Genomic DNA, 26,491 nt, shown 5'->3' with positions numbered 1-26,491 from the left:
TAGAGAATTATTCAAAGACCCTGATGGAAATCATCGCGTGCAGAAATCCCTGCGGAACACTGCGCCCCCCCTAGCGCCGGAGGAGCGCACGTTTGATCCGGCTGCCACGATGGCGCAGCTTTTCCGCGACAGAGAGGTCTTGTGCCTCGCCGGGCTGGTACGCCCCCGGCTTAATAAAGTCGACGGCATGGGCCAACTCGGATGCGCTGGGTTTCAGACCGCAAAAATGTGCCATGTCGCCCACAACCGCTTCCGGTTTCACAAGGAGTTTCTCGTAGCTCACTACCAAGGCCGGGCAGTCCACACGGCGCATGAGGTCCACGTTTTTGCGTGTCTGCGCCAGATACATGGAGATGGCCTTATCGATGTCCTCGCGGTCCCAGGACGATGTGCCCAAACTGTTGGCCGCCAAATCACGTGTCACAAGAATAAGCCGCAGGTTGCGCAGGTCTGGCAAAAGCTCATCAATGTATTGATGCGGATGCGGGTGCTTCCATCCCCACACATCGTGATCTGCATCCCGCGCAGCGACGGTCTCGCGAATGGTATCCATTCCAAGGCGTTTGCGGAACAGACGGTCTTCGAGGTTGCCGCCGAGATCGTCCCCAAGAAACATACCCAATCGGCGGATCGCGCCTGCGGTGGCTGTGGTTCCGCCCCGGTTGACGCCAAAAATCAAAAACGTGCGCTGCGCGCTGGTGCGCGATGTTTCGGTATCGCGAAAAGAGAGTGTGTGAGAATACACGGTAAAGTCCTGAAGGTTTAAAATATGACCTGCACCACCTCACACCTAAGCGGCTGAGCGAAAATCACAACACAAAATGAAAAAGGGCCGCCCGATTTCTCGGACGGCCCCTAATTTTTAGGCGGATCTTAGAGCCCGGTGGACACGTCGATCGTGTTGCCTTCTTCCAAGGTCACGTAAGCCTTTTTCACGTCTTTACGCTTGCCAAGCTGGCCGCGGAAACGTTTGACTTTACCCTTGGTGATGGTGGTGTTGACCGCTTTGACCTTCACACCAAAGAGCGCTTCAACAGCTTCTTTGATCTGTGGTTTGTTGCTGTCGATCGCCACTTCGAAAACCACTGCGCCGTTCTCAGACGCCATGGTGGATTTCTCGGTGATAACCGGCGCGCGGATCACATCGTAGTGTTCTGCTTTAGCGCTCATTTCAGGCGAGCCTCCAGTGCTTCGATCCCCGCTTTGGTGATCACCAGAGTGTCACGCTTGAGGATGTCATAAACGTTCGCACCCATCGTTGGCAGGATATCCAGACCTTCGATGTTGCGCGATGCTTTCAGGAAGTCTTCGTTCACGGATGCGCCGTCGATGACCAGAGCACGTTTCCAGCCCAGGTTCTTAACCTGTTTGGCCAGAGCGGCGGTCTTGCCTTCGGATGCGGCGTCTTCGATCACAACCAGCTCACCTGCTTTCGCTTTCGCGGACAGCGCGTGCTTCAGACCCAGCTTGCGGAACTTCTTTGGCAGGTCGTGGCCGTGCGAACGGACAACTGGACCTTTGTAGATACCACCACCGCGGAAGATCGGCGCGTTACGGTCACCGTGGCGTGCGCCGCCGGTGCCTTTTTGGCGATAGATCTTTTTGGTGGAGTAAGAAGTCTCGGAGCGAGTCTTTACCTTGTGGGTGCCGGCCTGTGCGTTGTTACGCTGCCAACGGACCACACGGTGCAGGATGTCCGCACGTGGCTCCTGACCGAACAGATCTTCGGACAGTTCAACCGAACCGGCTTTGGAGCCGTCGAGTTTGATCACGTCAAGTTTCATGCTTCACCACCTTCCGCAGGTGCTTCTTCAGCCGGAGCTTCGGTCGCTGCTGCTTTTACGGCTGCCGGGAAAGGCAGACCTTCAGGAGCTTTCTTCTTCACGGCGTCCTTAACGGAGACCCAACCACCTTTGGAGCCAGGTACAGCACCTTTGATGAACAGAAGACCACGGTCGGCGTCAGTTTTGACAACTTCCAGGTTCTGCGTGGTCACACGTACGGCACCCATGTGGCCGGCCATTTTCTTTCCTTTGAAAACCTTACCGGGATCCTGACATTGACCAGTCGAGCCGTGGGAACGGTGGCTGATCGAGACACCGTGTGTCGCGCGCAGACCGCCGAAGTTGTGGCGCTTCATGGCACCGGCAAAACCTTTACCGATCGAAGTACCCGCAACGTCCACTTTCTGACCTTCAAGGAAGTGCTCTGCGGAGATTTCCGCGCCCACTTCGATCAGGCCTTCGGATGGAACGCGGAACTCAACCAGCTTGCGCTTTGGTTCCACTTTCGCAGCTGCGAAGTGGCCACGCATGGCTTTGGAGGTGCGTTTGGCCTTGGCTGTACCAGCGCCGAGTTGAACAGCTGTGTAGCCGTCTTTCTCTTCGGTGCGCTGAGCAACAACCTGAAGGCCGTCGAGGGAAAGAACGGTTACAGGAATCTGTTTGCCGTCTTCCATGAACAAGCGGGTCATGCCCACTTTTTTCGCGATAATACCGGAACGCATCAGATACTCTCCTTAAACAGAGATCTGTACGTCCACGCCGGCCGCCAGATCGAGCTTCATCAGCGCGTCTACGGTCTGCGGGGTCGGATCTACGATGTCGAGAAGACGCTTGTGCGTACGGATCTCGAACTGATCGCGGGATTTCTTATCTACGTGTGGACCACGCAGAACGGTGAACTTCTCAATCTTGTTGGGAAGTGGGATCGGGCCACGAACCTGCGCGCCGGTGCGCTTTGCAGTGTTCACGATTTCCTGTGTGCTGGCATCCAGTACACGGTAATCAAAAGCCTTCAGCCGAATGCGAATGTTTTGACTTTGCATTTCGTCAGCCTTGTATAGGCGTTGGAGTTGAGAGGAGGATCCGCGACCACCGCAAACCCTCATCGAACCCAAAAGGCGGGAATCACCCCGCCTCAAGATTCCAGTAAGGAACCAGCGCCCTTTACAGTCGTTTTTTTAGGCTGGCAAGCGTTTTGGCAACTTAACCGCATTTTGGCCCTGCCTTGCCCGCTCGCCGGAACGTATCAAGCATGTCCTCTTCAATGCCTGAACGGGATCTGTGTTGGCACGAGCCTTCGGCGTGGGCTAGGGTTTTCACATTACTCAACTTGATTAGTGACCCGCCTGCTAAGGAGACCGCAATGGCCACATTTCTGGCAATCTTCTTTGTCCTGCTCGAGGTAACTGCCGTGATCATGGCTTGGCGTGCCATTCAACACTCGCGTACGTCCCAAGGCGCTGTTGGCTGGGCGATCTTCTTGATCGCCGCACCTTACATTTCGGTGCCCGCTTATGCGTTTCTTGGCCACCACAAGTTTGCCCACTATGTCACCGGCCGGCGCGACAGCGAAGACGTCATTGAGCGCATACAAGAGGTCCGCGAAGCCCTACGGCCAGAAACTGTCCCAACTTTCCCAACAATGGCCCTAGAAGCCATCTCTGGACTGCCTGTTACAAGGGGCAACGCTATGGAGCTGCTCATCGACGGAGAAGAGACATTTGACGCGATCTTTGCCGCCATTGATGCGGCAGAAACATACGTCCTGGTGCAATTTTATATCATTCACGACGACGGTCTGGGTAGGGGGTTGCAACGACACTTGATAGCCGCAGCCCAGCGCGGTGTGACGGTACGGGTGCTCTACGATCCGGTTGGCAGCCATAGATTGCGTCATGACTATCGGCAAACTTTACGTGATGCGGGCATTGAGATTGTCGAACCCTCCCAAATGCGCGTGCCCAAAAACCGATTTCAACTCAACTTTCGCAACCACCGTAAGACCGTCGTTGTTGACGGAACGACAGCTTTCACCGGCGGGCTCAATGTCGGGGACGAATACTTGGGGCGCAGCCCAAGGTTTGGTGCCTGGCGGGACACACATGTCCGCCTCAAGGGACCAGTGGTTAGCCAACTGCAATTGATCTTTGCCGAAGACTGGCATTGGACCACCGAAGAGAATCTGCTTCCTTCCCTCAACTGGCAAAGCGGAATGGCAAAAGAAAATATGTCAGGGCTCATCGTGCCAACCGGGCCGGGTGACACACAGGAATCTGGCGCCATGTTCTTTTTCTCCGCATTGGCCAACGCAAAACAACGTGTATGGATCGCATCTCCGTACTTTGTGCCAGATATGGACATCCTCACAGCAATAAAGCATGCGGCGCTCAAAGGGGTAGACGTTCGGATCCTTGTGCCCGACAATATCGACCACAAAGTTGTTTGGTTGGCTGCGTTTGCGTATTTTGACGAGGTCCGCGAGGCAGGCGCACAAGTTTGGCGTTACACCGACGGCTTCATGCATCAGAAAGCTGTTTTGGTGGATGACTGCCTCGCCGCTGTCGGCACGACAAATATGGACACGCGATCCTTCATTCTGAACTTCGAAACCATGGCCGTTGTGTTTGACACACGCGCAGCAGACGATCTCGAAGACATGTTCAAAACCGACTTCGCTCGGTCTTTCCGTTTGGACAAACCTCTATCGGAACAGCCTCTGGGCATCCGAATAGGCGCGCCAGTCACACGCCTTTTTTCTCCGTTGCTGTGAAGTCATTTGCACTGGTGTCAGTCACCTGTAGACAGATCAAAGCGTTCTGCGGGGAAATACTTGGCCAACCGTGCATCCGCCGAGCGCGCATGTCCTTCCATTCCCTCCAATCGAGAAATTCGGGCTGTGGCCTGCGCAACGGTTTTTGACCCTTCTCGGGTGGCGCGCTGCCACGTGACAACTTTCATATACTTATGTACGGAAAGACCACCGGTGTAACGCGCGGCGCGAGATGTAGGCAGTACGTGATTGGTTCCCGCGGCCTTGTCCCCATAAGCCACGGTGGTTTCCTCCCCCAAGAAAAGAGAGCCGTAGGCTGTCAGGCGCGACAACCACCAGTCTGGGTCGGCGGCCTGAACGGTGAGATGCTCTGGCGCATATTCATCTGAAGTGGCGGCCATTTGTTCTCGATGGTCACACAAAATTACCTCGGCATAATCACGCCATGCCGCTTCGGCATTCTTCCGGTTCAGTTCAGGCAGTTCTGCAATCAATTCTGGCACTGCAGTAAGCACGTTTCGCGCCAAGGTCCGACAGTTCGTGACCAGCCAAACCGGGGAATTGTACCCATGTTCCGCTTGGCTCACCAAATCTGTCGCGACAATAAAGGGATCGGCGGTTGCATCTGCTAAAATCAGACTATCGGTAGGGCCAGCAACCATATCTATGCCCACACGGCCAAAGAGCTGGCGTTTGGCCTCAGCAACATATTGATTTCCCGGTCCGACCAATATGTTGGCTTTGGGCAATCCAAACAATCCAAAGGTCATCGCAGCGATGGCCTGAACACCCCCCATCGCAAGGATCTGGTCCGCACCACAGACCTGTGCCGCATAAAGGATTGCAGCCGGTATACCATTCTGGGGATGCGGCGGAGAACAGGCTGTGATGTGTTTGCAGCCGGCAACTTTGGCGGTGGTAACCGTCATGATAGCACTGGAAATATGGCTGTATCGGCCACCCGGAATATAGCAGCCAGCGGCGCCCACAGGGATGGACTTTTGTCCGGTTACAAACCCAGGCAGGAGCTCGGCCTCAAAATCCCGCACCGTGGCCTTTTGCAATTCTGCAAACCGGCGCACATTGTCATGCGCAAAATGAATATCGTCCTTGAGCGTCTGCGGCAGGGCCTCAGAAGCGCGTTCAATCGCGTCCTCCGTCACCAAAGTGGGCCCGTCATATCCGTCAAATTTGGAAGCATACGACTGCGCCTCCACGTCTCCGCCGCGCTCAATATCGGCCAGGATGAACGACACTGTTTCTTGAACGTTCGCTGTGTTTTCTTCCGGCTTCAGCAACGCCTTCTTCAAGTATGACCGCATGTGCTGACCTCGCATGGGCAAATATCGAAAATATCAAAAAATGAGACTTTATGTCCTGTTTTTCGCAAAAATTGACGATACAGTGTATCCGAGCCAACACCAAAACAAATTTTCGAACAAAACCCATGACCGACTCCGAACGGATCCCGACAAACCTGCGAACCCTGCTGATCCTTGAGATCCTCGGGAAAAGTGATCGCGCGATGACAGCCACAGAAATCAATGAAACCTTACAATTGCCAAAACAGACCGTGCACCGGCTGTGTGCAACATTGGAGGAGAATGGCTTTCTAGTACGGCGCGGAACGTCGCGTAAATTTCAGGTGGCCCGGCGATTGCGTGAGATGGGCGCAGGCCTTCTGTACAACTCAAGGGACCACATCTTTCGACATCAAATTTTGGAAACGGTATCTCAAACTGTAGGCGAGAGCGTAAATTACGTGGTGCCAGAAGAGACAGGCATGCGATACTTGGACCGCGTGGAAACCGACTGGGCGTTTCGCATTCAACTGCCTGTTGGAACCCGGGTCCCGTTTCACTGCTCCGCAAGCGGGAAGTGTTTCTTGGCCAGCCTTGGCCCAACAGCTCGCAAAAGGATGGTATCATCGCTGATCTTGGAGGCGAGGACGGAAACCAGCCATGTCACGACCAAGGGGCTGCTAGACGAGCTGGCGCTGATTGCACGCGACGGCTTTGCCCTGGACCGCGAAGAGTTTATGACAGGCATGGTTGCCATTGCTGTGCCCGTGACCGACCGGCGCGGCCGGTTTATAGCGGCTCTGGCTTATCATGGACCAACACCACGCATGACCATAACCGATTCCATCGCACAAGTCGGGTTCCTAAAAGAGTCCGCCCGGCGGCTTGGCGACGCATTGTTTGACGCAAACGTCCCCTGCTAGAACGGGCCGCAGCACTTAGAAACACTTCGTTTCCCCGTTTCCAGTACAAAAACGATCCCAGCAAAACCCCAACATTGTCCGGCCTCTGCCCTCTTCCTGCCCGATTTCACCGGCATATCTTGTCTCCAAGGAAGACATTAGAGGATCAAAACATGGATCGCCTGACCGAAATGGAAGCATTCGCCACTGTGGTGGATCAGGGTGGATTTACAGATGCCGCACGCAAGATGGGCATCTCCAAATCTGCCGTTTCCAAACATGTGTCCTCGCTAGAGGCGCGCCTGGGCGCACGTTTGCTTAATCGCACGACACGCCGCGTGTCTCCAACGGAAATTGGCCTCGCCTATTATGACCGTGCCCGCCGCGTTCTCAATGACGCAGGAGAGGCAGACGCGCTGGTCACATCCATGCAATCAGCCCCATCCGGGTTGCTGCGCATCTCTGTGGCCACGGATTTTGGCGTGAACCACCTCTCGCCGGTTTTGGGCGATTTCTTGAGCGAGTTCCCGGACATCACCGTCAACATGGTTCTCAACAATCGCTATGTGGAGCTGATTTCCGAAGGCTTTGATATGGCCATTCGCATAGGGGAGCTGGAAGACAGCACGCTGCGGGCCCGCAAGCTGACCGAGACCACCAAACGCATGATCGCCTCTCCAGCCTACTTTGAGAAATACGGCCGTCCGGAGAAGATTGACGACCTGAACCACCACAAGCTGCTGCACTACTCGAGCCAGTCCAATGGCGCTGTGTGGAAGCTCACCGCCCCATCCGGTGAGAAGCGCCAAGTGCGCACCGCTGGCTGGCTGTCGGTCAATGACGGACAATCTTTGCTGAACGCAGCGCAGGCGGGGCTTGGCATCGCTTACTTGCCGAGTTTCCTTTATGCCGACGCGCTGGAACAGGGTTTGGTAGAAGAAGCCATTCCGGACCTGCCGGTGGAGACACAAGGCATCTATGCCGTCTACCCGCCCGGACGTTTCACCCAACCAAAAGTCCGTGCGTTCATTGACTTCCTGGTGCACGCCTTTGCTGAAAAAGGCCCCACCGATTGGTGATTGCGAATTTTCCCCTGGCTTTCTAAGAGAAAGCACCTTGGCCCGGCAATTTTGTCCGGGCCTTCTTTTTTGCGGATACGAAAAAGGGCGCCGACGGCGCCCTTTGTGTTTTTTATCAAGTCAAACTTACAGCGTGGCCGCGAGGCGTGTGCCTTGGTTGATCGCGCGTTTGGCGTCCAGCTCTGCCGCCACGTCCGCGCCACCAATCACGTGGCAGGTCACGCCTTCAGCTTCCAGCGCGTCCGCCAGGGAGCGGTCGCTGATCTGGCCAGCGCAGACCACCACATTATCCACATCCAGCACCCGTGGATTTTCTCGCGCTTCACCAAAGGAGATGTGCAGACCATCATCGTCGATTTTCTCGTAGTTCACACCGCCCAGCATCTCGACGTTTTTCATTTTCAAGGCCGCACGGTGGATCCAGCCAGTGGTTTTGCCCAGGCCTTTGCCCAGCGCTTTGGCTTTCCGCTGCATCAGTGTGACCTGACGCGCAGCCGGATGCGGCTGCGGGCCTTCTGGTGCAAGGCCGCCGCGGTGTTCAGCCGGATCGGTGACGCCCCACTCTGCCATCCACTCCGGCAGGTTTTCGGTCAGGCTTTCGCCTTCATGCACAAGGAATTCGGACACATCAAAGCCAATGCCGCCTGCACCAATTACGGCAACTTTCTCGCCAACGGGCTTCTTGTCGCGCAACACGTCGAGATAAGACAGCACCTCGGGGCGATCCTGCCCCGGGATACCGGGATCGCGCGGCACGATACCGGTGGCAATGATGACGTCGTCGTAGCCCGCAAGGGTATTGACCGTCGCCTCGGTGTTGAGTTGGACCTCAATGTCGAGGTCCGCCACCATGGCTTCGTACCAGTCAACCAAGCCCCAGAATTCTTCTTTGCCCGGAATCTGCTTGGCGACATTAAGCTGACCGCCAAGCTTGTTGGCGCGATCAATCAAGGTGACCTTGTGGCCGCGCTGCGCTGCGGTCATGGCGGCGGAAAGACCTGCTGGTCCTGCACCAACAACTGCAATTTTCTTGGCGTTTTCAGCTGTTGGGATGGCCAATTCGGTTTCATGACAGGCACGCGGGTTCACCAAGCAAGACGTGAGTTTTCCGCCAAAGGTGTGATCAAGGCAGGCCTGATTGCAGCCAATACATGGTGCGATCTGTTTGGCTTTGCCTTCTGCGGCTTTGTTCACGAAGTCGGCGTCAGCCAAGAAGGGGCGCGCCATGGACACCATATCGGCGCAGCCTTCGACCAGAACCTCTTCGGCCACGTCGGGCGTATTGATGCGGTTGGAGGTGATCACCGGGATGCCCACTTTGCCCATCAGCTTTTTGGTCACCCAGGCAAAGGCCCGGCGCGGGACCGAGGTGGCGATGGTCGGGATGCGGGCTTCGTGCCAGCCGATTCCGGTGTTGATTATCGTGGCGCCCGCTTTTTCTATCTCTTGCGCGAGCTGCACCACCTCATCATGGGTGGAACCGTTTGGCACCAGATCAATCATCGACAGGCGATAGATGATGATGAAGTCCTCGCCCACGGCCTCACGGCAACGGCGCACCACTTCGATGGGCAGGCGGATGCGATTTTCGTAAGAGCCACCCCAGCGGTCCGTGCGCTTGTTCACGTGGGTGACGATGAACTGATTGAGGAAGTAGCCTTCCGAGCCCATGATCTCGACACCATCATATCCGGCCTCGCGGGCGCGGACCGTAGCGGTGACAAAGTCTTGAATTTGTTTCTCAATTCCCTCTTCATTCAGCTCCTTTGGCGGAAAAGGAGAGATCGGAGATTTGATGGCAGAAGAGGACACACACTCTGGTCCATAGGCGTAGCGGCCGGCGTGCAGGATCTGCATCGCGATCTTGCCGCCGCCGTCGTGGACACGGTCGGTGACGATTTTGTGGTTGGCGATGTCTTCTTCTGTAAAGAGACCGGCTGCGCCGGGGAACACGCCGCCTTCGCGGGAAGGGGCCATGCCGCCGGTGACGATCAATCCAACACCACCCCGGGCGCGTTCGCCGTAGAATTCAGCCACGCGGTTCCAGTCTTTGGTTTCCTCAAGCCCGGTGTGCATGGAGCCCATAAGGACGCGGTTTTTCAAGGTGGTAAAGCCCAGATCAAGCGGGGCGAGCATGTGCGGATATTGGGTCATAGGTGCCTCCAAAGGTGCCTCCTCAGTTGGGTTGACCAAAACGTAAAGCCACGCTTTTGTCACGCCCGACGCGGCGTCAAACCACCCTGAACACTCACGTGCCGTTGCGTCGGTTTTGGCCAGTTAACCTTCTTTTTTTGACGTCGGTATAACGTCGGTATCGCGACTGTTTCGCGGTGGTGCGGGTACATGTGGCGCACCAACTACTTACCACAAGGTCCGCTGCTGTTGCGCCTGCGTCAAATATCGGAGAAACCGCCGCCACGACCTTTGCCTGCTGCAAAGCGGGCCGCGCCTTTTTGACCTTCAGCGGCAAAAGTCTCAAACGACGCCCATTCGCGACGCAGGGCGGTTGCGAGGTCCACGCCACTCGGACGGGCCGACAGGAAATCAGCACGCATACAAGATTGCGGGAAGCGCGTCAGACTTTCCGCCAGAAGCAAGGCCTCTTCCATTGCATGACCTTCAGGACAGAGGCGATCCACCAAGCCGATGTAATGGGCCTCTTCGCCGGACACTGGACGTCCCGTCAAAATCAGATCGTTTGCACGACCTTGGCCAAGGATGCGCGGCAGACGCACAGTGCCACCGTCAATCAGGGGCACGCCCCAGCGCCGACAGAACACCCCAAACACCGCAGCCCTCGACGCCACACGCATGTCACACCAGGCGGCCAGCTCTAGCCCGCCTGCCACGGCATGGCCTTCGACCGCCGCGATGACGGGCTTGGACAACATCAGGCGAGACGGCCCCATCGGGCCAGGGATGGGCTCGGCCTGCGCGTCTTGCCAGCTGTCCGGGATCGCCACAGAGCTTTGCCAATCGTCGCCGAGATCGCCGGCGGCGGCTTTCAGGTCAAACCCGGCACAAAAAGCGGTTTGCCCGCCGGTCAGGATTGCGACGTCGACTCCATCATCACTCTCAAATGACAGGAAAGCCTCAAACAACGCATTTGCGGTTGCAGGATCCACCGCATTGCGCACCTCGGGCCGATTGATGCTCACGATGCGCACCCGCCCTCTTGTCTGAACCAGAACCGTCATAGGGTACCTCCGCCCTTATTCTCTCCGCAGAGCGGAAACACGCAAGAAAAACGCCGCGTCGCTTGACCCAGCTAGCCCCAACAGCCTATGCCGCCCCTATGGAACAGCTAGAAGAAAAAATCGCCCACCTGACTCGCACCGTCGATGAGTTGAGTGACGTTGTGGCCCGCCAGGACACTGAAATCGCGCTTTTAACCCGGCGCGTGCAGATGTTGATGGAGCGCGAAGCAGGCCGGGAAAAAGACGGCGGCGGCGGCGTTGTGATGGGCGACGAACGACCACCACATTATTGACGCAAGGTGGCGCGCGGGGCCACGTGAGAGGGGTGCTGCCCCTGCCACATCTGCGATGTGCCCACCCCGGGATATTTTTGGCCAAATGAAGCCGAGAGCAGTTCCCTCCCCATAGCGGCTGAGATAGCTTGTCGGGATGACAAACGCGCCTCGATTCATCCACCTCCGCACCCATACCGAATACTCTCTGCTCGAAGGGGCGGTGCGCTGTAAAAAGCTGCCCGGCATGTGTGCCGATATGGGCATGCCTGCGGTGGCGATCACCGACACCAACAGTCTTTTTGCCGCGTTGGAGTTCTCCGTCACGGCGCAGGGTGCTGGCATTCAGCCGATTGTCGGCTGTCAGGTCGACATGCACATGCCGCATGATGATCCGTCAGGACGGACCGCACCGCCAAAGCCGGCACCCATCGTGCTACTGTCGCAGCGCGAAGAGGGTTATGAAAACCTGATGAAGCTGTCGTCCTGTCTCTACGTGGACAATGACGGGCAGTTGCCGCAGGTCACGATGGAAGAACTGGCGGAGCGCTCTGCGGGGCTGATCTGTCTGACCGGTGGCCCGGACGGACCAATGGGCCGCATGATGCGCGACGGTCAACACGACGCGGCCAAGGCGATGATGACGCGGCTCAAGGAAATATTTGGCGACCGGCTGTATGTGGAGTTGCAACGGCATCCCGGCGAAAATGGTGCGCCGGAGGCGGAGCGGCTTACCGAGCGCGGGTTTATCGAAATGGCCTATGCCATGGATCTGCCGCTGGTGGCGACCAATGACGTCTACTTCCCAACCACGGATATGTATGAGGCGCATGATGCGCTGATCTGTATTTCCGAGGGTGCTTATGTGGATCAGCAGGACGGGCGGCGACGCCTGACGCCGCAGCATTACTTCAAGTCGCAGGAAGAGATGATCACGCTGTTTGCGGATCTGCCGGAGGCGATTGAGAACACGGTGGAGATTGCCAAACGCTGTGCCTTTGCCACTTACCTGCGTGATCCTATCCTGCCAAAGTTTGCTGACGACGAGGTTGCGGAACTGCGCCGGATTGCCAACGAAGGCCTGCAGGCGCGCCTTGCCGTGATCCCGCACGCCTGCTCGGTGGAAGAGTACCAGGAACGGCTGGATTTTGAGCTGGGCATCATCGAGGGCATGGGGTTCCCCGGCTACTTTTTGATCGTTGCGGACTTTATCCAATGGGGCAAAGACCATGACATTCCGGTGGGACCCGGACGGGGCTCTGGTGCGGGCTCGCTGGTGGCTTATGCGCTGACCATCACCGACCTTGATCCGCTGCGCTACTCTTTGCTGTTTGAACGCTTCTTGAACCCGGAACGGGTTTCGATGCCGGACTTCGACATCGACTTCTGCATGGATCGCCGCGAAGAGGTGATCAAATATGTGCAGGAGAAGTATGGCCGCGACAAGGTGGGGCAGATCATCACCTTTGGTGCGCTGCTCTCTAAGGCGGCGGTGCGCGACATTGGGCGTGTCTTGCAGATGCCTTACGGCCAGGTGGACCGGCTGTCCAAGCTGATCCCGGTGGAAGGCGTGAAGCCGATGTCGATTGCGGACTCTTTGAAAGAAGAGCCACGACTGCGGGAAGAGGCCAAAAACGAAGAGGTGGTGGACCGGTTGCTGACCTATGGGCAGCAGGTTGAGGGGCTGTTGCGGAACGCCTCGACCCACGCGGCGGGGGTTGTGATTGGTGACCGGCCATTGGACGCGCTGGTGCCTCTGTATCAGGATCCGCGCTCCGACATGCCCGCGACCCAGTTCAACATGAAATGGGTGGAACAGGCGGGTCTGGTGAAGTTTGACTTCTTGGGCCTGAAAACCTTGACCGTCATTCAGAACGCAATTGAGCAAATACACAGTTCCAACCGGCCGCTGCATGTGGCCGCCGATGGCACGCAGCTTTATGAGCCCGCGGAAGGGGCGGAGAACCAAATCAACGCCATCCCATTGGATGATGAACCCACTTACAAGCTCTATTCGGCGGCTAAGACTGTTGCGGTGTTCCAGGTGGAATCCACCGGCATGATGGACGCGCTGAAGCGCATGAAGCCCAACTGCATCGAGGATATTGTTGCGCTTGTGGCGCTCTATCGTCCGGGTCCGATGGAGAACATCCCAACCTACTGTGAGGTCAAAAACGGGCAGCGCGAGATTGAATCCGTGCATCCGTTGATTGATCACATTCTCGAAGAGACCCAGGGCATCATCGTTTATCAGGAACAGGTGATGCAGATTGCGCAGGTCATGGCGGGCTACTCGCTTGGCGGCGCGGACCTGTTGCGCCGGGCGATGGGTAAGAAGATCAAGGAAGCGATGGACGCTGAGCGTCCGAAGTTTGAGAAAGGTGCCGCCGAGAACGGGGTTCCGGCGAAGAAGGCGTCTGAGGTATTTGACCTTCTGGAGAAGTTTGCCAACTACGGCTTTAACAAATCGCACGCGGCGGCCTATGCGGTGGTGAGTTACCAGACCGCGTGGCTGAAAGCGAACCACCCGGTGGAGTTCATGGCCGGGGTGATGAACTGCGATATTCACCTGACGGACAAGCTGGCAGTCTACTTTGAAGAGGTGAAGAAGGCGCTGAAGCTGCCTTATGTGCCGCCCTGTGTGAACCGCTCAGATGCGACGTTTAAGGTGGTCGATGGCGCGCTGGTCTATGCGCTGGGGGCGTTGAAAAACGTGGGCCTGGAGGCGATGAAGCTGGTGACCGAGGGGCGTAAGGTGGATGGCGTGGACAAGCCATTTGCGACGTTGTTTGATTTTGCCCGTAGGGTGGATTTGAAGAAGGTTGGCAAACGGCCTTTGGAGATGCTGGCGCGGTCGGGGGCGTTTGATCAGCTCGACAACAACCGGCGGCGGGTGATGGAAAGCCTGGATGGGCTGGTGAACTACTCCGCTGCGATCCATGAGCAAAAGAGCTCTAATCAGGTGTCGCTGTTTGGCGAGGCGGGCGACGATTTGCCGGAGCCGCGATTGTCACCAGCCGGAGATTGGTTGCAGGCGGAGCGGTTGGATGAGGAAGCCAAGGCGATTGGGTTCTTCCTGTCTGGCCACCCGCTTGAGGATTTCATGGCGCCGCTGAAGCGTAAGAACGTGATGACGCTGGACGAGTTGACCGACAAAGCGCGGGGCGGGCCTTGTATTGCCAAGCTGGCCGGGCGGGTGTCCGGGCGGCAGGAGCGGAAATCGGCGCGGGGCAACCGCTTTGCCTTTGCGCAGCTCAGTGATCCGACCGGGGCTTATGAGGTCACTATTTTCTCGGACACGTTGGAAAAATGCCGCGAGCATCTGGAAACCGGCTCCAAAGTGGTGGTGACCGTGAAGGCGGAGATGGAGAGCGATCAACTTAAGCTGTTGGCGCAGTCCATGACGCCTGTAGAAACCATTGTCGCGGATGCGGGCAACTCGGGGCTGAAAATTTACCTCGATGACGCCAGCGCGGTGGGGCCGGTGGCCAACATCCTTGAAGGCGCCAAGGAGACCATGAAGAATATGCCCAAAGGGCCGATCTGGTTCTGCCTGACCAATATGGAGCTGCCCGGCGAGGTGGAGATTGATGCAGGCGCGGGCTTCCCGGTGAATCCGCAAATCAAAAGCGCGCTCAAGTCGGTTGAGGGCGTGATGGCGGTGGAAGAAATCTAAGGACGGGGCGGTGTAGGCCGCGCTGTCCGTTTGGCTTAGGCCGATTTGGTCAGCTGCAAAAAGACGTCTTCCAAATCCGCCTGTTCGGTTTTCACATCGGCAATAGCAATGCCAGCAGCACGCACCGCACCAAGCACATCTTCGGCAGAAGTCTCGCGTGCCTGATAGGTCAATGCAATGCGACCGTCGCCGCGCCGAGTAACGTCGATGCCGGGTGCAGATGGCAGAGTCTCAACCGGGGCCACCGGATCAATCACCATACATTTGCTGTCCACCTGCCCCAGCAGGTTTGAGGTGCTGTCGCGCGCAACCACTTCGCCGTGGTTGATGATGGCGATTTCGTCACACATCTCCTCGGCCTCTTCGAGGTAGTGGGTGGTCAGGATTACGGTCAGGCCGCGCTCCTCATTCAGGCGGCGAATGTTGGACCACAGCATCTGGCGCAGCTCGATGTCGACGCCTGCAGTGGGTTCATCCAGCACCAGCACCTGCGGGTGGTGCACCAGCGCTTTGCCAAGCAACAGACGGCGGCGCATCCCGCCAGAAAGCGTGCGGGCATAGGCCTCGGCTTTGTCAGACAGGCCCACCATGCGCAGGATCTCGTCGCTTTGACGCTGATGTTTGGGCACACCGTAAAGACCCGCCTGCACTTCCAGCGCAGCGCGGGGCGTGAAGAAGGGATCAAGGTTCAGCTCTTGGGGCATCACGCCAATGGCCGCGCGGGATTGGCGTGGGTTATCGTCCTGATCAAACCCCCAGATTTTCACCGTGCCGGAGGATTTGGTCACCAGACCGGCCATGATGTTGATCATGGTGGATTTGCCCGCGCCATTGGGGCCAAGCAGGCCAAAAATCTTGCCCGCAGGCACAGTCAGATCGATGCCCTTGAGGGCGTGTTTCGCGGGCGCGCCGCGACTGCCTTTGTAGGTCTTTTGCAACCCACGGATTTCAATCGCGTTGTTGGTCATGGCCACTCTTGCTCCCCGCTGCGCAATGCCTATTATTCGCCCTAACCAATGCGGATGTGAAGCTCAACCGCAGCCGCCAGAAAACACCGCCATCGGAGGGCACTCTCCGAAGCCAAAAAGGACATCGCAGATGACAATTGACGCCCCAGAAACCAAGATTGTGGACAGCTACCGTGTGTCTTGTGACGGCGGTGAGGGCGGCCACCCGCGCGTTTATCTGCAAATCCCCAACGAGCACGGCTGGGTGGAATGCCCCTATTGCGACTGCAAGTTCGTCCACGAGGATTTCAAAGACAAGGTGGCCTGAGGGCCATTAGGTATTGGGAGATAGGGAAGACCGTCCGGTGGGGCGGTCTTTTTTGGTTGGAGTTATGCCATCGCCGGAATACACGCCCTGGGCCAAAAACCAGAACGACATCCGTGACGGTTTTTGATTTGCCATACTCCTTATGGTTGTTACACCTCTCCTCACGAAGCGCGTGTTCTGCGTACCGCTACGACCCTATTTGGCCAACGTAATGAGGTAACTCGTGAAGACTATTGGAATACTTGGCGGCATGTCCGCAGCCTCAACGCAAACCTACTATCGCGAGCTTTGTGACCTCACCCGCGAAAGGCTCGGCGGTTTGCACTCACCCGAGCTATTGATCCGCTCACTTGATTTTGCCCAGATCGAAACCCTGCAGATGAAGGGGGATTGGGACGCTGCGGGGGCCATTCTCAATTCAGAGGCCAAAGCGCTGCAACAAGGCGGGGCCGATTTCATCATCCTGGCGACAAACACCATGCACAAGCTGGCGGATCAAATGATGCAAGGCGTTGATATTCCGTTGCTTCACATCGCAGATGCCACCGCCAATGCCATCACAGAGGCGAGGCTGACGTCCCCCGGACTTATGGCGACCGCGTTCACCATGGAGCAGAGTTTTTACACAGACAGGCTGGTTGCGGCGGGCTTAACTCCGGTCATTCCAGACGACAGAGACCGTGCGGATACCCACAGGATCATTTACGAAGAACTGTGCAAAGATGTGACCACGCAGGAAAGCGAAGACACCTACCGGCGCATTGCGGGTCGGCTGGTCGACGCGGGCGCAGACTGCCTGATCTTAGGCTGTACCGAAGTTGGCATGTTGCTCAACGCAAACAATGTCGACGTGCCTGTGTTTGACACCACGTTGATCCACTGCAAAGCCGCGCTGGAGAAAGCGCTAGCGTAGAAAAGGAAGGCCTTCTACCCCCGCGCATAACCGCGTTTTTGGGCGCCGTCTCGGTACTGATCTGCCGCCAAAGACGCATCGCGCAGGTTGCTGAAGATGCGCACCATGCTGCGGCCCTTGCCACCGGCGACGCCCCATTCGCGCAGGACGGAGACCTCTTCAAACAGGTTCATGGCAATTTCCACGCGGTAGAAGCGGGGACGGGTGCGTTTGGCAGGTTTGTACAGGATGCAGATGGCCATGGGATGAGCCTAGATCAGCCGCGAATCGGGTGCAATGGTCTTGTTGGCGAGCGACTCTGCGTCAGCTGTTAACTGCCGGACAGCAGCACCGCCTCAACCCGGCGGTTTAACATGCGGCCTTCTTCGGTGAGGTTAGTGGCGATTGGGGCAAGGTAGCCTGCGCCTTGGGCTTCGACCTGTGACTTGGGCACGCCGTGGGCGTTGATCAGGTGATTGCGCACGGCGGCGGCGCGTTTTTGCGAGAGGCTGGTGTTGGCCGCCAGCGAGCCTTTGCTGTCGGTGTGGCCAACAAGAGCGATGCGGCGGTTGGGGTCGTCTTTGAGAAAGGTCGCGAGGGCTTCAAGCGAAGCAAAGGGGCCTTTGGAGAGCTTGGAGGCGCCGGTTTCAAATGACAGATCGCTAAGCACCACATGGCCGGATTGGGCGAGGGTTTTGGCGATGTCGGTGGCGGTTTCTGGAGGGGTGACAGGTGTGGTCACCTCCGGCGCGGCGGCGGGCTGCGGCTGGTCCGCGACTTTAGGCGGGTCGATTGGCGCGCTGGGTTCTGTGGGGGCCGGTGCCGCTACGCTGTCTGGCCGGATGTCGTAGATCTGCACCATCCCGGCTTGGGCCGTGCGGCTCACAAGGGCGGCGACGGCTTCGGGGCCTTGGTCGGTTTCGCGGCGGGCTGAGAGGTAGAAGTAGTCAGACAGGTCGACAAACATCTGCGGCGGCAGGAGCACGTCGATGCCAAAGCGGAAGTCGAACCCACCACAGCCTGCGGCGTCACAGGACAGGATCAGCTCGTATCCGTCGTCCAGCAGTTGGGCGGCGATCTCGGCATTGACACTGCCTGTACCGGGGAAGCCGCTGGAAAACCGCCAGCTGCGTTTGCGCAGGGTGCCGGCCACGGGAATGGTGGCCACGGTGCCGCCTGTTGCTGGTGAGAGAGCGAGGGACAGCACGCTTTGCGGCTGAATGTCCTCGCCCAAGAGCTGCCCCGGCGTTTCAAAACGCGGCTCAAAGGCCCAGCTGGCAGCTGGGCACAGGAGGAGCCAGGTTATGAGCGTGCCGGATTTCATCTTGCGAGTGCGTGATACTCTGCGTTGGGCTGCATGGCGGTGGCGGAGGCGACGCGGTTGGACATGTTGTAGAAGCCCGCCACATTGGCGATGTCCCAGATGTCTTGATCGGTAAAGCCGACATCGCGCAGGCCTTGGCGGTCGGTCTCTTCGATGGTGGCGGAGGCGATGGTCATTTTCTCGGCGAAGGCCAGCATGGCGTATTGGCGGGCATCGAGATCAGCCACGCGCCAGTTCATCACCATCATCTCGCCCAGCGCTGGATCACCGGAGAGCTGACGCACGGCGGCGCCATGAGCCACAAGGCAGTAGAAACATTTGTTGATCGCGCTGACCACCACGGCGATCATCTCGCGTTCCAGTTTGGAGAGGCCGCTGTCACCCAGCATGAGGTCGTTGTAGAGCGCGGTGAAGGCGTTGAGTTTGTCGGCATGGATGGCGTAAGCCTTGAGCACATTGGGCACCATGCCAAGCTTTTCCTGGCAGATGTCGAAGTAGCGCTGTGTTTCCGGTGGAAGCGGATCCATCATCGGAATGTTAAGCGCGGTTGGTTTGCTTGTTTCTGCCACGTTGGCCTCCCTTATGCGGTGGGTTTGCACCGGTAATGGTACTCTCCCACAACGGTCATACCGAGGGAAGAGTACAGCCGATTTGCCGCTGCGTTCGAAGTGACACAAATGACCGACAAGTGGGTGCCGCCGTTCGCCAGCGTCCAGAAAGCGGCGCGTTGCATCAGGAAGCGGGCGACGCCCTGACGGCGTTGGAACGGCAGGATCTCGAGCGCGTGCACCATGCCGATGCCGTTGTGCAGGCCAAGGAAGGATGCGCCGGCGGGTTTGTCCTGCCAGCGGGACACAAAGCCGGTTTTGGGCATGGGCGCACGGTCCATGACGTTCAAACGCACGAGGTCCATGCCGCCCTGTGCCCAAATTTCCTTCATGATCTGAAGCGGCTCCCATGCCGGGATGGCAGCGGTGCGTGGGGGGCGTTCTGTCGCGAGGTCTTTTGCTGGAATGGCATACATGGTCACTGGATCGACAATCTCATACCCACGCGCCTCCAGAGCAGCGTCCAGATCAGCGTCACCTTCGCGGATTTGAAAGAGCGGTTGTTGGCTCAGGGCTTGCATGCCCGCTTTAGCCGCCGCGATGTCATCCAGCACAAGGTCGCCGTTTAACGTGGCGGCAGAGACCCGTTTGCCGCCCCTCTGCCCGTCGCGCAGGGTGAAACATCCGCAATTATGGGTCGCGGCGGCAGGCCACGTGCCGTCGATCACATCATAGAGGGTGCGCGCCGTGATGTTAGAGGTCATGTGAAGAGGCCAGAGAGTTTGGTGATCGCCGCATCGATCCGAGCACCGTCGGTGCCGCGAATGACAATGTTGGAGCCGTAAGCACCGTTGCGCTGATACGGATAGGATCCAATGGAGAGGTCGGAGAACTCCTCCGCCAAGCCAGCTAGAGGCCCCGCAATATCGCCTTCGCCGCGCTCAATGCGCAGGGTTTGGCTCAGCAGAGGTGCGCCGCCGGTCAAGGTTGGCAGGACGCTGGCCACCATGGCTTGAAACACCGAAGGCACCCCTGCCATGACGTAGACATTTTCCAGCCGGAAACCCGGCGCGACAGAAACCGGGTTGTCAATCAGCGTAGCGTCATCCGGGATGCGGGCCATGCGTTTGCGGGCATCGTTAAACTCCTGACCAGCGTTGTCGTAATGCGCCTGCAACAGCGCGGCGGCGTCGGCGCGCACATCGATATGTTTGCCAAAGGCTTCGGCAATGCAGTCGGCGGTGATGTCATCATGGGTGGGGCCAATGCCGCCAGAGGTGAAGACATGCTCGTTGGCCGCAGACAGCTGTTTCACGGCGGTCACGATGGCAGGCGCATTGTCGGAAACCACGCGCACTTCAGCCAGATCGATGCCGTGTTTGGTCAGTTCTCCGGCAAGAAAATACATATTGGCGTCGCGGGTGCGGCCAGAGAGGATTTCGTCGCCAATCACCAGCATGGCTGCGGTTGGATTTGCCATGATCTCATGTCCTTGTCAGTGCGTCACCGCAGGTATAGGCCTGTGACATGCGCTTTCAAACCCCTCTCGTTCCCGCCGTGCTACTTCGCCGCTACAAACGGTTCCTTGCAGATGTTCGCCTAGAAGATGGGCGGGAAGTGACAGCCCATTGTGCCAATCCCGGCTCGATGATGGGATTGAAAGATGAGGGCATCAAAATCTGGCTGGAACCCAACGATGATCCCAAAAAGAAGCTGAAGTTTGGCTGGCGTTTGGTGGACCATGAGAATGGGCATTTCACAGGGGTAGATACCTCTGTGCCCAACCGCGCATTGAAGGCCGCATTGTTGGCGCATGAGATACCGGAGTTGGCCACCTATGAGACTGTGCGGCCAGAGGTGAAATACGGCAGCAACAGCCGGATTGATTTCCTGTTGTCCGGTGAAGGGCGCAAAGACCTGTATCTGGAGGTGAAGTCTGTGACCTTGAGCCGCGAAGACGGTGTGGCGGAGTTTCCTGACAGTGTGACCGCGCGGGGGACCAAGCACCTTGAGGAACTTATGGCCATGATTGACCAAGGACATGAGGCGATGATGCTCTATTTGGTGCAGCGCACCGATGCAGAACGGGTCACCCTCGCTCCGGATATTGATCCAGCGTATGCCGAGACGTTTCAGCGCGCGCGGTCTGCAGGGGTACAGGTGCTGGCTTATGGCTGCGACATTTCTCCAAGCCAGATCCAGATTGGCGCCCCCCTGCCCTTTGCCTATGAAAGCCGTTGACACAATGTGGCGTCCCTAAGCTCTAGCAGTTTATGGAATTTACGCTTACATAGCCGCAAACCACACGTGATGGAGCACTTCACATGATCGGCAAACGCCGCAAGACTCGCGATAGCATCGACCTCTACTCGCCAGACGACCACGCAGGCATGCACAAGGCTGGTGCCTTGGCGTCGCAGATTCTGGACGACATCGCAGAGCACGTGTTTCCAGGCCAGACCACTGAAGAGTTGGATCGTCGGATCGAAGCGCAGGTCAATGCAGCAGGCGCAACCTCCGCCACCATTGGTTATCGCGGTTATCAGCATGCAAGCTGTATCAGCGTGAACCACGTGGTGTGTCACGGCATTCCGGGCAGCCCGATCCCAAAATGGAACAAAGAAACCAGTGCGCGCAAAGAAGACCCCATGCGCGACGATGACAAGCTGCGCGACGGTGACATTCTGAACATCGATGTGACTGTGGTGGTGGACGGCTGGTATGGCGACACAAGCCGGATGTATGTGGCAGGCAAGCCAAAGGGCTTTGCCAAGAAGCTCATTCAAGTGACACATGACGCGCTGATGTTTGGCATCGATGCGGTAAAGCCGGGCAACACCTTTGGCGACATTGGCAATGCGATCCAGACCTACGCGGAGCGTCAGCGCATGTCGGTTGTGCGCGACTTCTGTGGTCACGGCCTGGGCCGGGTGTTTCACTCGCCCCCCAACGTGCTGCACTATGGCCGCGCGGGCAGCGGGCCGGTGCTCGAAGAAGGCATGTTCTTCACTATCGAGCCGATGCTGAACATGGGCCGTCCAGAAACCAAAGTGCTGGCCGATGATTGGACGGCGGTGACACGGGACAAATCTCTGTCAGCTCAGTTTGAGCATTCCGTAGGTGTGACCGCCGATGGCGTGGATATTTTCACCCTGTCCAAAGCTGGGTTGTATCACCCAACCTGGAAGTAACTTTCCGAAAAAACAAAGTCCTCAGCCTGCTAAGGCCGAGGACAGGTGCCAGGGCACGGGAGCGCCCTGGTTGGGAAATGAGTGGTGGCTTTGCCGATTTACGCGACACCCGTGATCATTGAGACAATCTCGTTTTTGTCGGTGGATTTGGTGTCGCGCACGCCAATCTGTTTGCCACGGCGCAACACGCAGATGCGGTCGGACAGGCGGAACACCTGATCCAAGCTGTGGCTGATGATCAGGATGGCGAGATCTTTGGCTTTGAGCTGTTCAATCAACGCTTCGACACGCGCGGTTTCCGCCACGCCAAGCGCCGCTGTGGGTTCATCCAACAAAACCAGTTTGCTTGCCCAATGGGTGGCGCGGGCAATGGCGATGCCTTGGCGCTGACCACCGGAGAGATCGCTGATGGTGGAGCTGGCTGAGGGGATGCGCACGTCAAGCTCATCCACAAGCTCCTGTGTTTCCTGCCGCATGCGGGCTTTATCCAGCAACTTCAGTGGGCCTTTGGTCAGCTCACGCCCCAGAAACATGTTCATGTAGACCGGCTGCTGATCCGCCAAAGCGAGATCTTGGTACACCACTTCAACACCATTGGCGCGGGCGGCGGAAGCATCGCGAAAATCGGTCTTTTGCCCGTCCAGTAGGATGTCGCCGGAGGTGGGCGAATAGACACCTGAGATGATTTTAATCAGGGTGGATTTCCCGGCGCCGTTGTCCCCAACAAGGGCCACAACCTCACCCGCTTTCAGGTTCAGGGAAAAATCCTCGATGGCAACCACGCCACCAAAGGCTTTGTGGATGTTGGTTAGAGAGAGAACGTCGTGGTCACTCATTTGGAGTACCCCTCGTGGCGGTCGACGGGCTGGCCGAAGATGTTTTCAATGCTGCTGACATTGGGGGTGCCGGACGCAACACCGGAGATGCCGACGGTGTTGGCGCGGGTGACAAAGCTTTGCCCCCGGAAGCCAAACACCACAGTGTCGCCAGTATTCGGCGTGGGGCGGTCTTTGGTATTGATCATGCCGTAGTAGTCGATGGCTTTGTAGTCCGGGATGTCGACCTGATAGAGATCCTCCGGTGCAGAGGTTGGTGATCCGGAGACCAGCGCCCGCACGTCGTAGCCTGGGAAGACAGGGTCGATGTAGAGCCCGCCACCAAAGCAGTAAGCTTCGTCTTGGTGCTGATGCGACACTTCGCTCAGGTACAGTACAGCGGGCCCTTCGGGCAAATCTTGCACAGCATGAAGAGGCGTTGTGCCATGCAAGGCGTTGCCGGGTTCGACCTGGGTGGCGCCAGCTTCGGCCAAGGCAGGCAAGAGCGCCATGGAGTTGGTGCCGGGTGCGTTGACCTCGATATCGGAGCGGCCTGCATCCGCCAACGCTTGCAGCGCTTTGGTCAGCGTGGCGAGGTTTTGCGTGGGTTTCACCGAGTTGCTGTCGAGATCAAACAACAAGGCCGGGAAGGTGGTGATGCCAGCAAAGCGCGCGCCATCCAGCGCGTCAATTTCATCGGCAATCTGCACAATGTCTTCGGCCACAAAGCCGCCTTCGTGCCCGCGATAAAACGTGTCGCCTCCGGTCTGGATACGCGCGAGAATATTTTGCACGCGGCCTGCCTCTGCTGCCGCCTTGGCGGCTTCGCGGGCCTTATCCATGGTGAAGACGGTCCAGTAATCGGGCTTCAAGTAGGCGGCGGCATAACCCGCATCCCGTTGGGGCACTTGCACCAGATGGCCCAGGTGACCGGTTTGTAAGCCCGCACGATGACAGGCGATGGCGCAGTCCATGTCGACCGCAACAGAGCGATCGATGCCGCCGCGCATCACAGCGGCGCAGAAGCCGGAGTGCCGGCTGACCTGTTTGGTCATGGCGAAGGTTTTGAGGCTATATTTGGCGGCTTCTTCGGAAAAAAGCCGCGCGTTGGCTTCGACTTGGTCGAGATCGATCACATAGGAGTTGGGCGGGATCTCTCCCGCTTGGTGCAAGGCCATGGCGGCCTCGATAAAGCGCGGGTTTCGGTCAATCAGTGTTTTCAGGAACATGAGGTGTCCTTTCTTAGCGCGAGGTGTCGCGGAGCGAGACGGCAACTGCGATCAAGATGATCAGGCCACGCACAATCATTTGGTCGGAGACTTTTAGGTTCATCAGGATCAGCCCGTTGTTGAGCATGCCCATCAAGAGCGATCCCAGCAGCGCGCCCACAACCGAGCCTTTGCCGCCGTTGAGCGCGGTGCCGCCTACAATCACGGCCGCAATCACGGTCATCAGGTCACTTTCCCCAAGCGTGTATTTGGCGGCCTGAAGACGTCCGGCGTAGAGCAGACCAGCGAGACCAGCACAGCCACCGCAGATCATCAAAACATAAAGGCGCACACGGGCCACTTTGATGCCGGACACCTGTGCGGCACGTGGGTTGTCTCCCGTGGCCAGCACATGGGCACCGAAACGGGTGTGACGGTAGATCAGATGGCCGATGCCCACGCCAAGGCAGGTCCAGATCACCAAAGATGGCACAGTGAACAGTTTGCCGGAGCCAAACAGGCCGGTGAACGTGTCGTTCATCACCGGCACGGAGCGCAGGTTGGTCATGGAGCGGGCAATGCCAGCAAACAGCCCCATGGTGGCGAGCGTCACCAGGAACGATGGCAGCTTGAGGTAGGCCACAAGCACACCGTTGAACGCGCCGATAGCAACGCCAACGCCCAAACCAACCAAGACACCAACCGGCATGGGGAAGCTTTGCAAAGCCACCGCACAGGAGAGCGCGGAGACCGCGACAATTGAGCCAAAACTCAGGTCAATTTCGCCAGCAGAGAGCGCAAAGACCAGACCCACGGCCATGATGGTGGCAGGTGCGGTTTGCAGCACGATATTGGTCAAGTTGCGCTGGGTCAGAAACCCATCGTCATAAAGGGTCACTGCAAAAAACAGGAAGATGGCAAGGAAGCCAAAGTAGACAACCGCTTGTTGGAAATCCAATCCTTGCAGTCGAGAAGAGACGCGGGTCATGTCGATCTTTCAGATAGAAGAGCTGCCACACCGGGCGCGTAGCGTGCGATATCCTGCCCAAAAGCAAGACCGTCGTGCGCGCCGGCGGAGAACGTCAGGGATGGCCGATGCACGCGAAGGCACACAGGGGCCACGAGATAAGCGAGACTTGTCGCCAGGCCAGCGCAATACGGGATCACATGCGGCCTGGCGACAGAGAGGAGATTACTTGCTCAGGCTGGCCGGTGCGTCCACGCGCAGGGACTTCTGCCAGCCGTCCTGCACGTTGTCCGCGGTCACGGTGATGGCCGGCGCCACAACAAAGGCTGGGACCTCTTCGCCAATCAGATCCAACGCGGCAGAGGCGGCCATGGCACGGCCAAGCTCATAGGCTTCGTCCGCCACAATCGCGACCACATTGCCGCCTTTGACCATGTCCAGCGCGATGGGCTCTGACAGGTCCAGGGTCACAATTTTGGTGTTGTCATTACCATTGGCCCGCAGGGCAGCAAGAACACCCTCGGCAGGGCCAGCCCAAGTGACAAAGATGCCGCCCAGATCAGGATTGCGCAGCAGCATGGCGTTGGCAATTTCCTCAGCTCGGGCTGGGTCACTGATGCCTTGCTCAGCCACAATCTCGATATTGGGGTAGTCGGACTCAATGGTGGTTTTGAACGCGTTGTCACGCTGGTTGGTCACGTAGTAATCCGCGTCGTGATAGATCCAGCCGACGGTGCCGGAACCGCCCATCGAAGCCGCCAGCGCATCTGCGGCCTGCTTGCCCATCTGGAACAGATCGTCAGTCACGATGGCAGCATAATCTGCCGGATGCGAATAACCCGCAGGCACGTTGGACAGGAAGCTGAGCGCCACGCCGTTTTCCTTGGCCTCTTCAAAAGCGGCTGCGGAGGTCACCGGATCCAATGGCAGCGACAGGATGATGCTAGGCTGTTTGGCCATTGCAGTTTCAATGTCGCTGCGCTGTTTGGCGGCGTCAAAACCGGCTGAGGCGGTGGCGACAACTTTGATGCCAAGGCGTTCAAATTCATCGCTGGCACCCGCGGTGACGGCGTTCACAAAATCGGATTGGTCATGCCACAAAAGCGCGGCGCTGTGGTTGCCGGCTTTCAGGGCTGCGATATGTGCATCACTGACCTGAACGGCGGTCGACGCGGTGGCCGCTTCGCCGTTTGGTCCAACCGTCTCTGCGCCGGCAGCCGAAGCCACCGACAGGCACGCAGCCGCTACGATGTTGAAGTATTTCATGTTTTCCTCCCACAAAAAACATAA

The 26,491-nt window shown here is 57.9% G+C and carries 27 protein-coding genes; 9 read left to right on the top strand and 18 right to left on the bottom strand.

The window, feature by feature from the left end:
• Nucleotides 1-70: 70 nt before the first annotated feature.
• The 5 genes from Q0955_RS09990 to rpsJ all read right to left on the bottom strand — a co-directional run bounded on the left by Q0955_RS09990 (nt 71) and on the right by rpsJ (nt 2,827).
• Complete coding sequence (locus Q0955_RS09990; protein WP_299423803.1) at nt 71-745, bottom strand: sulfotransferase; 675 nt, start codon at nt 743-745, stop codon at nt 71-73.
• 128 nt (nt 746-873) lie between these two features.
• The gene (locus Q0955_RS09985) at nt 874-1,170 is read right to left on the bottom strand and encodes a 50S ribosomal protein L23 (protein WP_164644437.1); all 297 of its coding nucleotides are present in this window, start codon (nt 1,168-1,170) and stop codon (nt 874-876) included.
• Nucleotides 1,167-1,784: a 50S ribosomal protein L4 gene (gene rplD, locus Q0955_RS09980; protein WP_299423801.1), complete on the bottom strand. Its 618-nt coding sequence runs from the start codon at nt 1,782-1,784 to the stop codon at nt 1,167-1,169. The genes Q0955_RS09985 and rplD overlap by 4 nt, the downstream gene beginning before the upstream one ends.
• Entirely contained in the window at nt 1,781-2,506 is a 726-nt protein-coding gene (gene rplC / locus Q0955_RS09975; RefSeq protein ID WP_299423798.1) for a 50S ribosomal protein L3, read from the bottom strand. Before rplC ends, rplD begins: the two co-directional genes overlap by 4 nt.
• Before the next feature lie 12 nt (nt 2,507-2,518).
• Entirely contained in the window at nt 2,519-2,827 is a 309-nt protein-coding gene (gene rpsJ, locus Q0955_RS09970; protein ID WP_044028221.1) for a 30S ribosomal protein S10, read from the bottom strand.
• Between the two features lie 320 nt (nt 2,828-3,147).
• Here rpsJ and cls point away from each other — a divergent pair, with 320 nt between their 5' ends.
• Nucleotides 3,148-4,554, top strand: coding sequence for a cardiolipin synthase (gene cls, locus Q0955_RS09965; protein ID WP_299423796.1), 1,407 nt, complete (start codon nt 3,148-3,150; stop codon nt 4,552-4,554).
• A 17-nt stretch (nt 4,555-4,571) separates the two neighbouring features.
• On the opposite strand, the gene hisD is transcribed toward cls, so the two are convergent.
• The gene (gene hisD, locus Q0955_RS09960) at nt 4,572-5,876 is read right to left on the bottom strand and encodes a histidinol dehydrogenase (RefSeq protein ID WP_299423794.1); all 1,305 of its coding nucleotides are present in this window, start codon (nt 5,874-5,876) and stop codon (nt 4,572-4,574) included.
• Nucleotides 5,877-6,001: 125 nt separating this feature from the next.
• Between hisD and Q0955_RS09955 the strand changes: the two genes are divergently transcribed.
• Nucleotides 6,002-6,778 (top strand): IclR family transcriptional regulator, encoded by a 777-nt coding sequence (locus tag Q0955_RS09955; protein WP_299423792.1) that lies wholly within the window; start codon nt 6,002-6,004, stop codon nt 6,776-6,778.
• Between the two features lie 152 nt (nt 6,779-6,930).
• Nucleotides 6,931-7,836 (top strand): LysR family transcriptional regulator, encoded by a 906-nt coding sequence (locus Q0955_RS09950; protein WP_299423790.1) that lies wholly within the window; start codon nt 6,931-6,933, stop codon nt 7,834-7,836.
• A gap of 126 nt (nt 7,837-7,962) precedes the next feature.
• On the opposite strand, the gene Q0955_RS09945 is transcribed toward Q0955_RS09950, so the two are convergent.
• Both Q0955_RS09945 and Q0955_RS09940 read right to left on the bottom strand, forming a co-directional pair.
• Nucleotides 7,963-9,990 carry an NADPH-dependent 2,4-dienoyl-CoA reductase gene (locus Q0955_RS09945; protein ID WP_299423788.1) on the bottom strand — a complete coding sequence of 676 codons (2,028 nt, stop codon included), beginning with the start codon at nt 9,988-9,990 and terminating at the stop codon, nt 7,963-7,965.
• A gap of 239 nt (nt 9,991-10,229) precedes the next feature.
• Entirely contained in the window at nt 10,230-11,033 is an 804-nt protein-coding gene (locus tag Q0955_RS09940) for a crotonase/enoyl-CoA hydratase family protein (RefSeq protein WP_299423785.1), read from the bottom strand.
• A 98-nt stretch (nt 11,034-11,131) separates the two neighbouring features.
• On the opposite strand from Q0955_RS09940, the gene Q0955_RS09935 reads away from it, so the two are divergent.
• Both Q0955_RS09935 and dnaE read left to right on the top strand, forming a co-directional pair.
• Complete coding sequence (locus Q0955_RS09935; RefSeq protein ID WP_299423783.1) at nt 11,132-11,326, top strand: SlyX family protein; 195 nt, start codon at nt 11,132-11,134, stop codon at nt 11,324-11,326.
• Between the two features lie 136 nt (nt 11,327-11,462).
• Nucleotides 11,463-14,981, top strand: a complete 3,519-nt coding sequence (gene dnaE / locus Q0955_RS09930; RefSeq protein ID WP_299423780.1) for a DNA polymerase III subunit alpha — start codon at nt 11,463-11,465, stop codon at nt 14,979-14,981.
• 35 nt (nt 14,982-15,016) lie between these two features.
• Here the strand turns inward: dnaE and Q0955_RS09925 are convergent, their stop codons facing one another.
• Entirely contained in the window at nt 15,017-15,949 is a 933-nt protein-coding gene (locus Q0955_RS09925; protein WP_299423778.1) for an ABC transporter ATP-binding protein, read from the bottom strand.
• Between the two features lie 130 nt (nt 15,950-16,079).
• Here Q0955_RS09925 and Q0955_RS09920 point away from each other — a divergent pair, with 130 nt between their 5' ends.
• Nucleotides 16,080-16,256 carry a zinc-finger domain-containing protein gene (locus Q0955_RS09920; RefSeq protein WP_299423775.1) on the top strand — a complete coding sequence of 59 codons (177 nt, stop codon included), beginning with the start codon at nt 16,080-16,082 and terminating at the stop codon, nt 16,254-16,256.
• Between the two features lie 223 nt (nt 16,257-16,479).
• On the top strand, nt 16,480-17,169 hold the full coding sequence (locus tag Q0955_RS09915; RefSeq protein ID WP_299423773.1) for an aspartate/glutamate racemase family protein: 690 nt from the start codon (nt 16,480-16,482) through the stop codon (nt 17,167-17,169).
• A gap of 14 nt (nt 17,170-17,183) precedes the next feature.
• Here Q0955_RS09915 and Q0955_RS09910 read toward each other — a convergent pair whose 3' ends face one another.
• The 5 genes from Q0955_RS09910 to Q0955_RS09890 form a co-directional block, all read right to left on the bottom strand.
• Nucleotides 17,184-17,411, bottom strand: coding sequence for a WGR domain-containing protein (locus Q0955_RS09910; protein WP_164644418.1), 228 nt, complete (start codon nt 17,409-17,411; stop codon nt 17,184-17,186).
• Nucleotides 17,412-17,479: 68 nt separating this feature from the next.
• Complete coding sequence (locus tag Q0955_RS09905; protein WP_299423770.1) at nt 17,480-18,472, bottom strand: OmpA family protein; 993 nt, start codon at nt 18,470-18,472, stop codon at nt 17,480-17,482.
• A complete protein-coding gene (locus Q0955_RS09900) occupies nt 18,469-19,041 on the bottom strand; it encodes a peroxidase-related enzyme (protein ID WP_299423767.1) in 573 nt (190 codons plus the stop codon). Before Q0955_RS09900 ends, Q0955_RS09905 begins: the two co-directional genes overlap by 4 nt.
• Nucleotides 19,042-19,052: 11 nt before the next feature.
• Nucleotides 19,053-19,784 carry a GNAT family N-acetyltransferase gene (locus Q0955_RS09895; protein ID WP_299423766.1) on the bottom strand — a complete coding sequence of 244 codons (732 nt, stop codon included), beginning with the start codon at nt 19,782-19,784 and terminating at the stop codon, nt 19,053-19,055.
• Nucleotides 19,781-20,500: a molybdopterin-binding protein gene (locus tag Q0955_RS09890; protein ID WP_299423763.1), complete on the bottom strand. Its 720-nt coding sequence runs from the start codon at nt 20,498-20,500 to the stop codon at nt 19,781-19,783. Before Q0955_RS09890 ends, Q0955_RS09895 begins: the two co-directional genes overlap by 4 nt.
• A gap of 47 nt (nt 20,501-20,547) precedes the next feature.
• Here Q0955_RS09890 and sfsA point away from each other — a divergent pair, with 47 nt between their 5' ends.
• Nucleotides 20,548-21,261 carry a DNA/RNA nuclease SfsA gene (gene sfsA / locus Q0955_RS09885; protein ID WP_299423762.1) on the top strand — a complete coding sequence of 238 codons (714 nt, stop codon included), beginning with the start codon at nt 20,548-20,550 and terminating at the stop codon, nt 21,259-21,261.
• Nucleotides 21,262-21,344: 83 nt separating this feature from the next.
• Complete coding sequence (map, locus tag Q0955_RS09880; RefSeq protein ID WP_299423759.1) at nt 21,345-22,211, top strand: type I methionyl aminopeptidase; 867 nt, start codon at nt 21,345-21,347, stop codon at nt 22,209-22,211.
• Nucleotides 22,212-22,309: 98 nt separating this feature from the next.
• Here the strand turns inward: map and Q0955_RS09875 are convergent, their stop codons facing one another.
• The 4 genes from Q0955_RS09875 to Q0955_RS09860 form a co-directional block, all read right to left on the bottom strand.
• The gene (locus Q0955_RS09875) at nt 22,310-23,047 is read right to left on the bottom strand and encodes an ATP-binding cassette domain-containing protein (protein ID WP_299423757.1); all 738 of its coding nucleotides are present in this window, start codon (nt 23,045-23,047) and stop codon (nt 22,310-22,312) included.
• A complete protein-coding gene (locus tag Q0955_RS09870) occupies nt 23,044-24,255 on the bottom strand; it encodes an alanine racemase (RefSeq protein ID WP_299423754.1) in 1,212 nt (403 codons plus the stop codon). Before Q0955_RS09870 ends, Q0955_RS09875 begins: the two co-directional genes overlap by 4 nt.
• 13 nt (nt 24,256-24,268) lie before the next feature.
• Nucleotides 24,269-25,222, bottom strand: coding sequence for an ABC transporter permease (locus Q0955_RS09865; protein ID WP_299423751.1), 954 nt, complete (start codon nt 25,220-25,222; stop codon nt 24,269-24,271).
• A gap of 204 nt (nt 25,223-25,426) precedes the next feature.
• On the bottom strand, nt 25,427-26,467 hold the full coding sequence (locus Q0955_RS09860) for a substrate-binding domain-containing protein (RefSeq protein ID WP_299423749.1): 1,041 nt from the start codon (nt 26,465-26,467) through the stop codon (nt 25,427-25,429).
• Nucleotides 26,468-26,491 lie beyond the last annotated feature (24 nt).

Source organism: uncultured Shimia sp. (assembly GCF_947493595.1).
Classification (GTDB): domain Bacteria; phylum Pseudomonadota; class Alphaproteobacteria; order Rhodobacterales; family Rhodobacteraceae; genus Shimia.
This window is presented reverse-complemented; position numbering and strand designations above follow the sequence as displayed.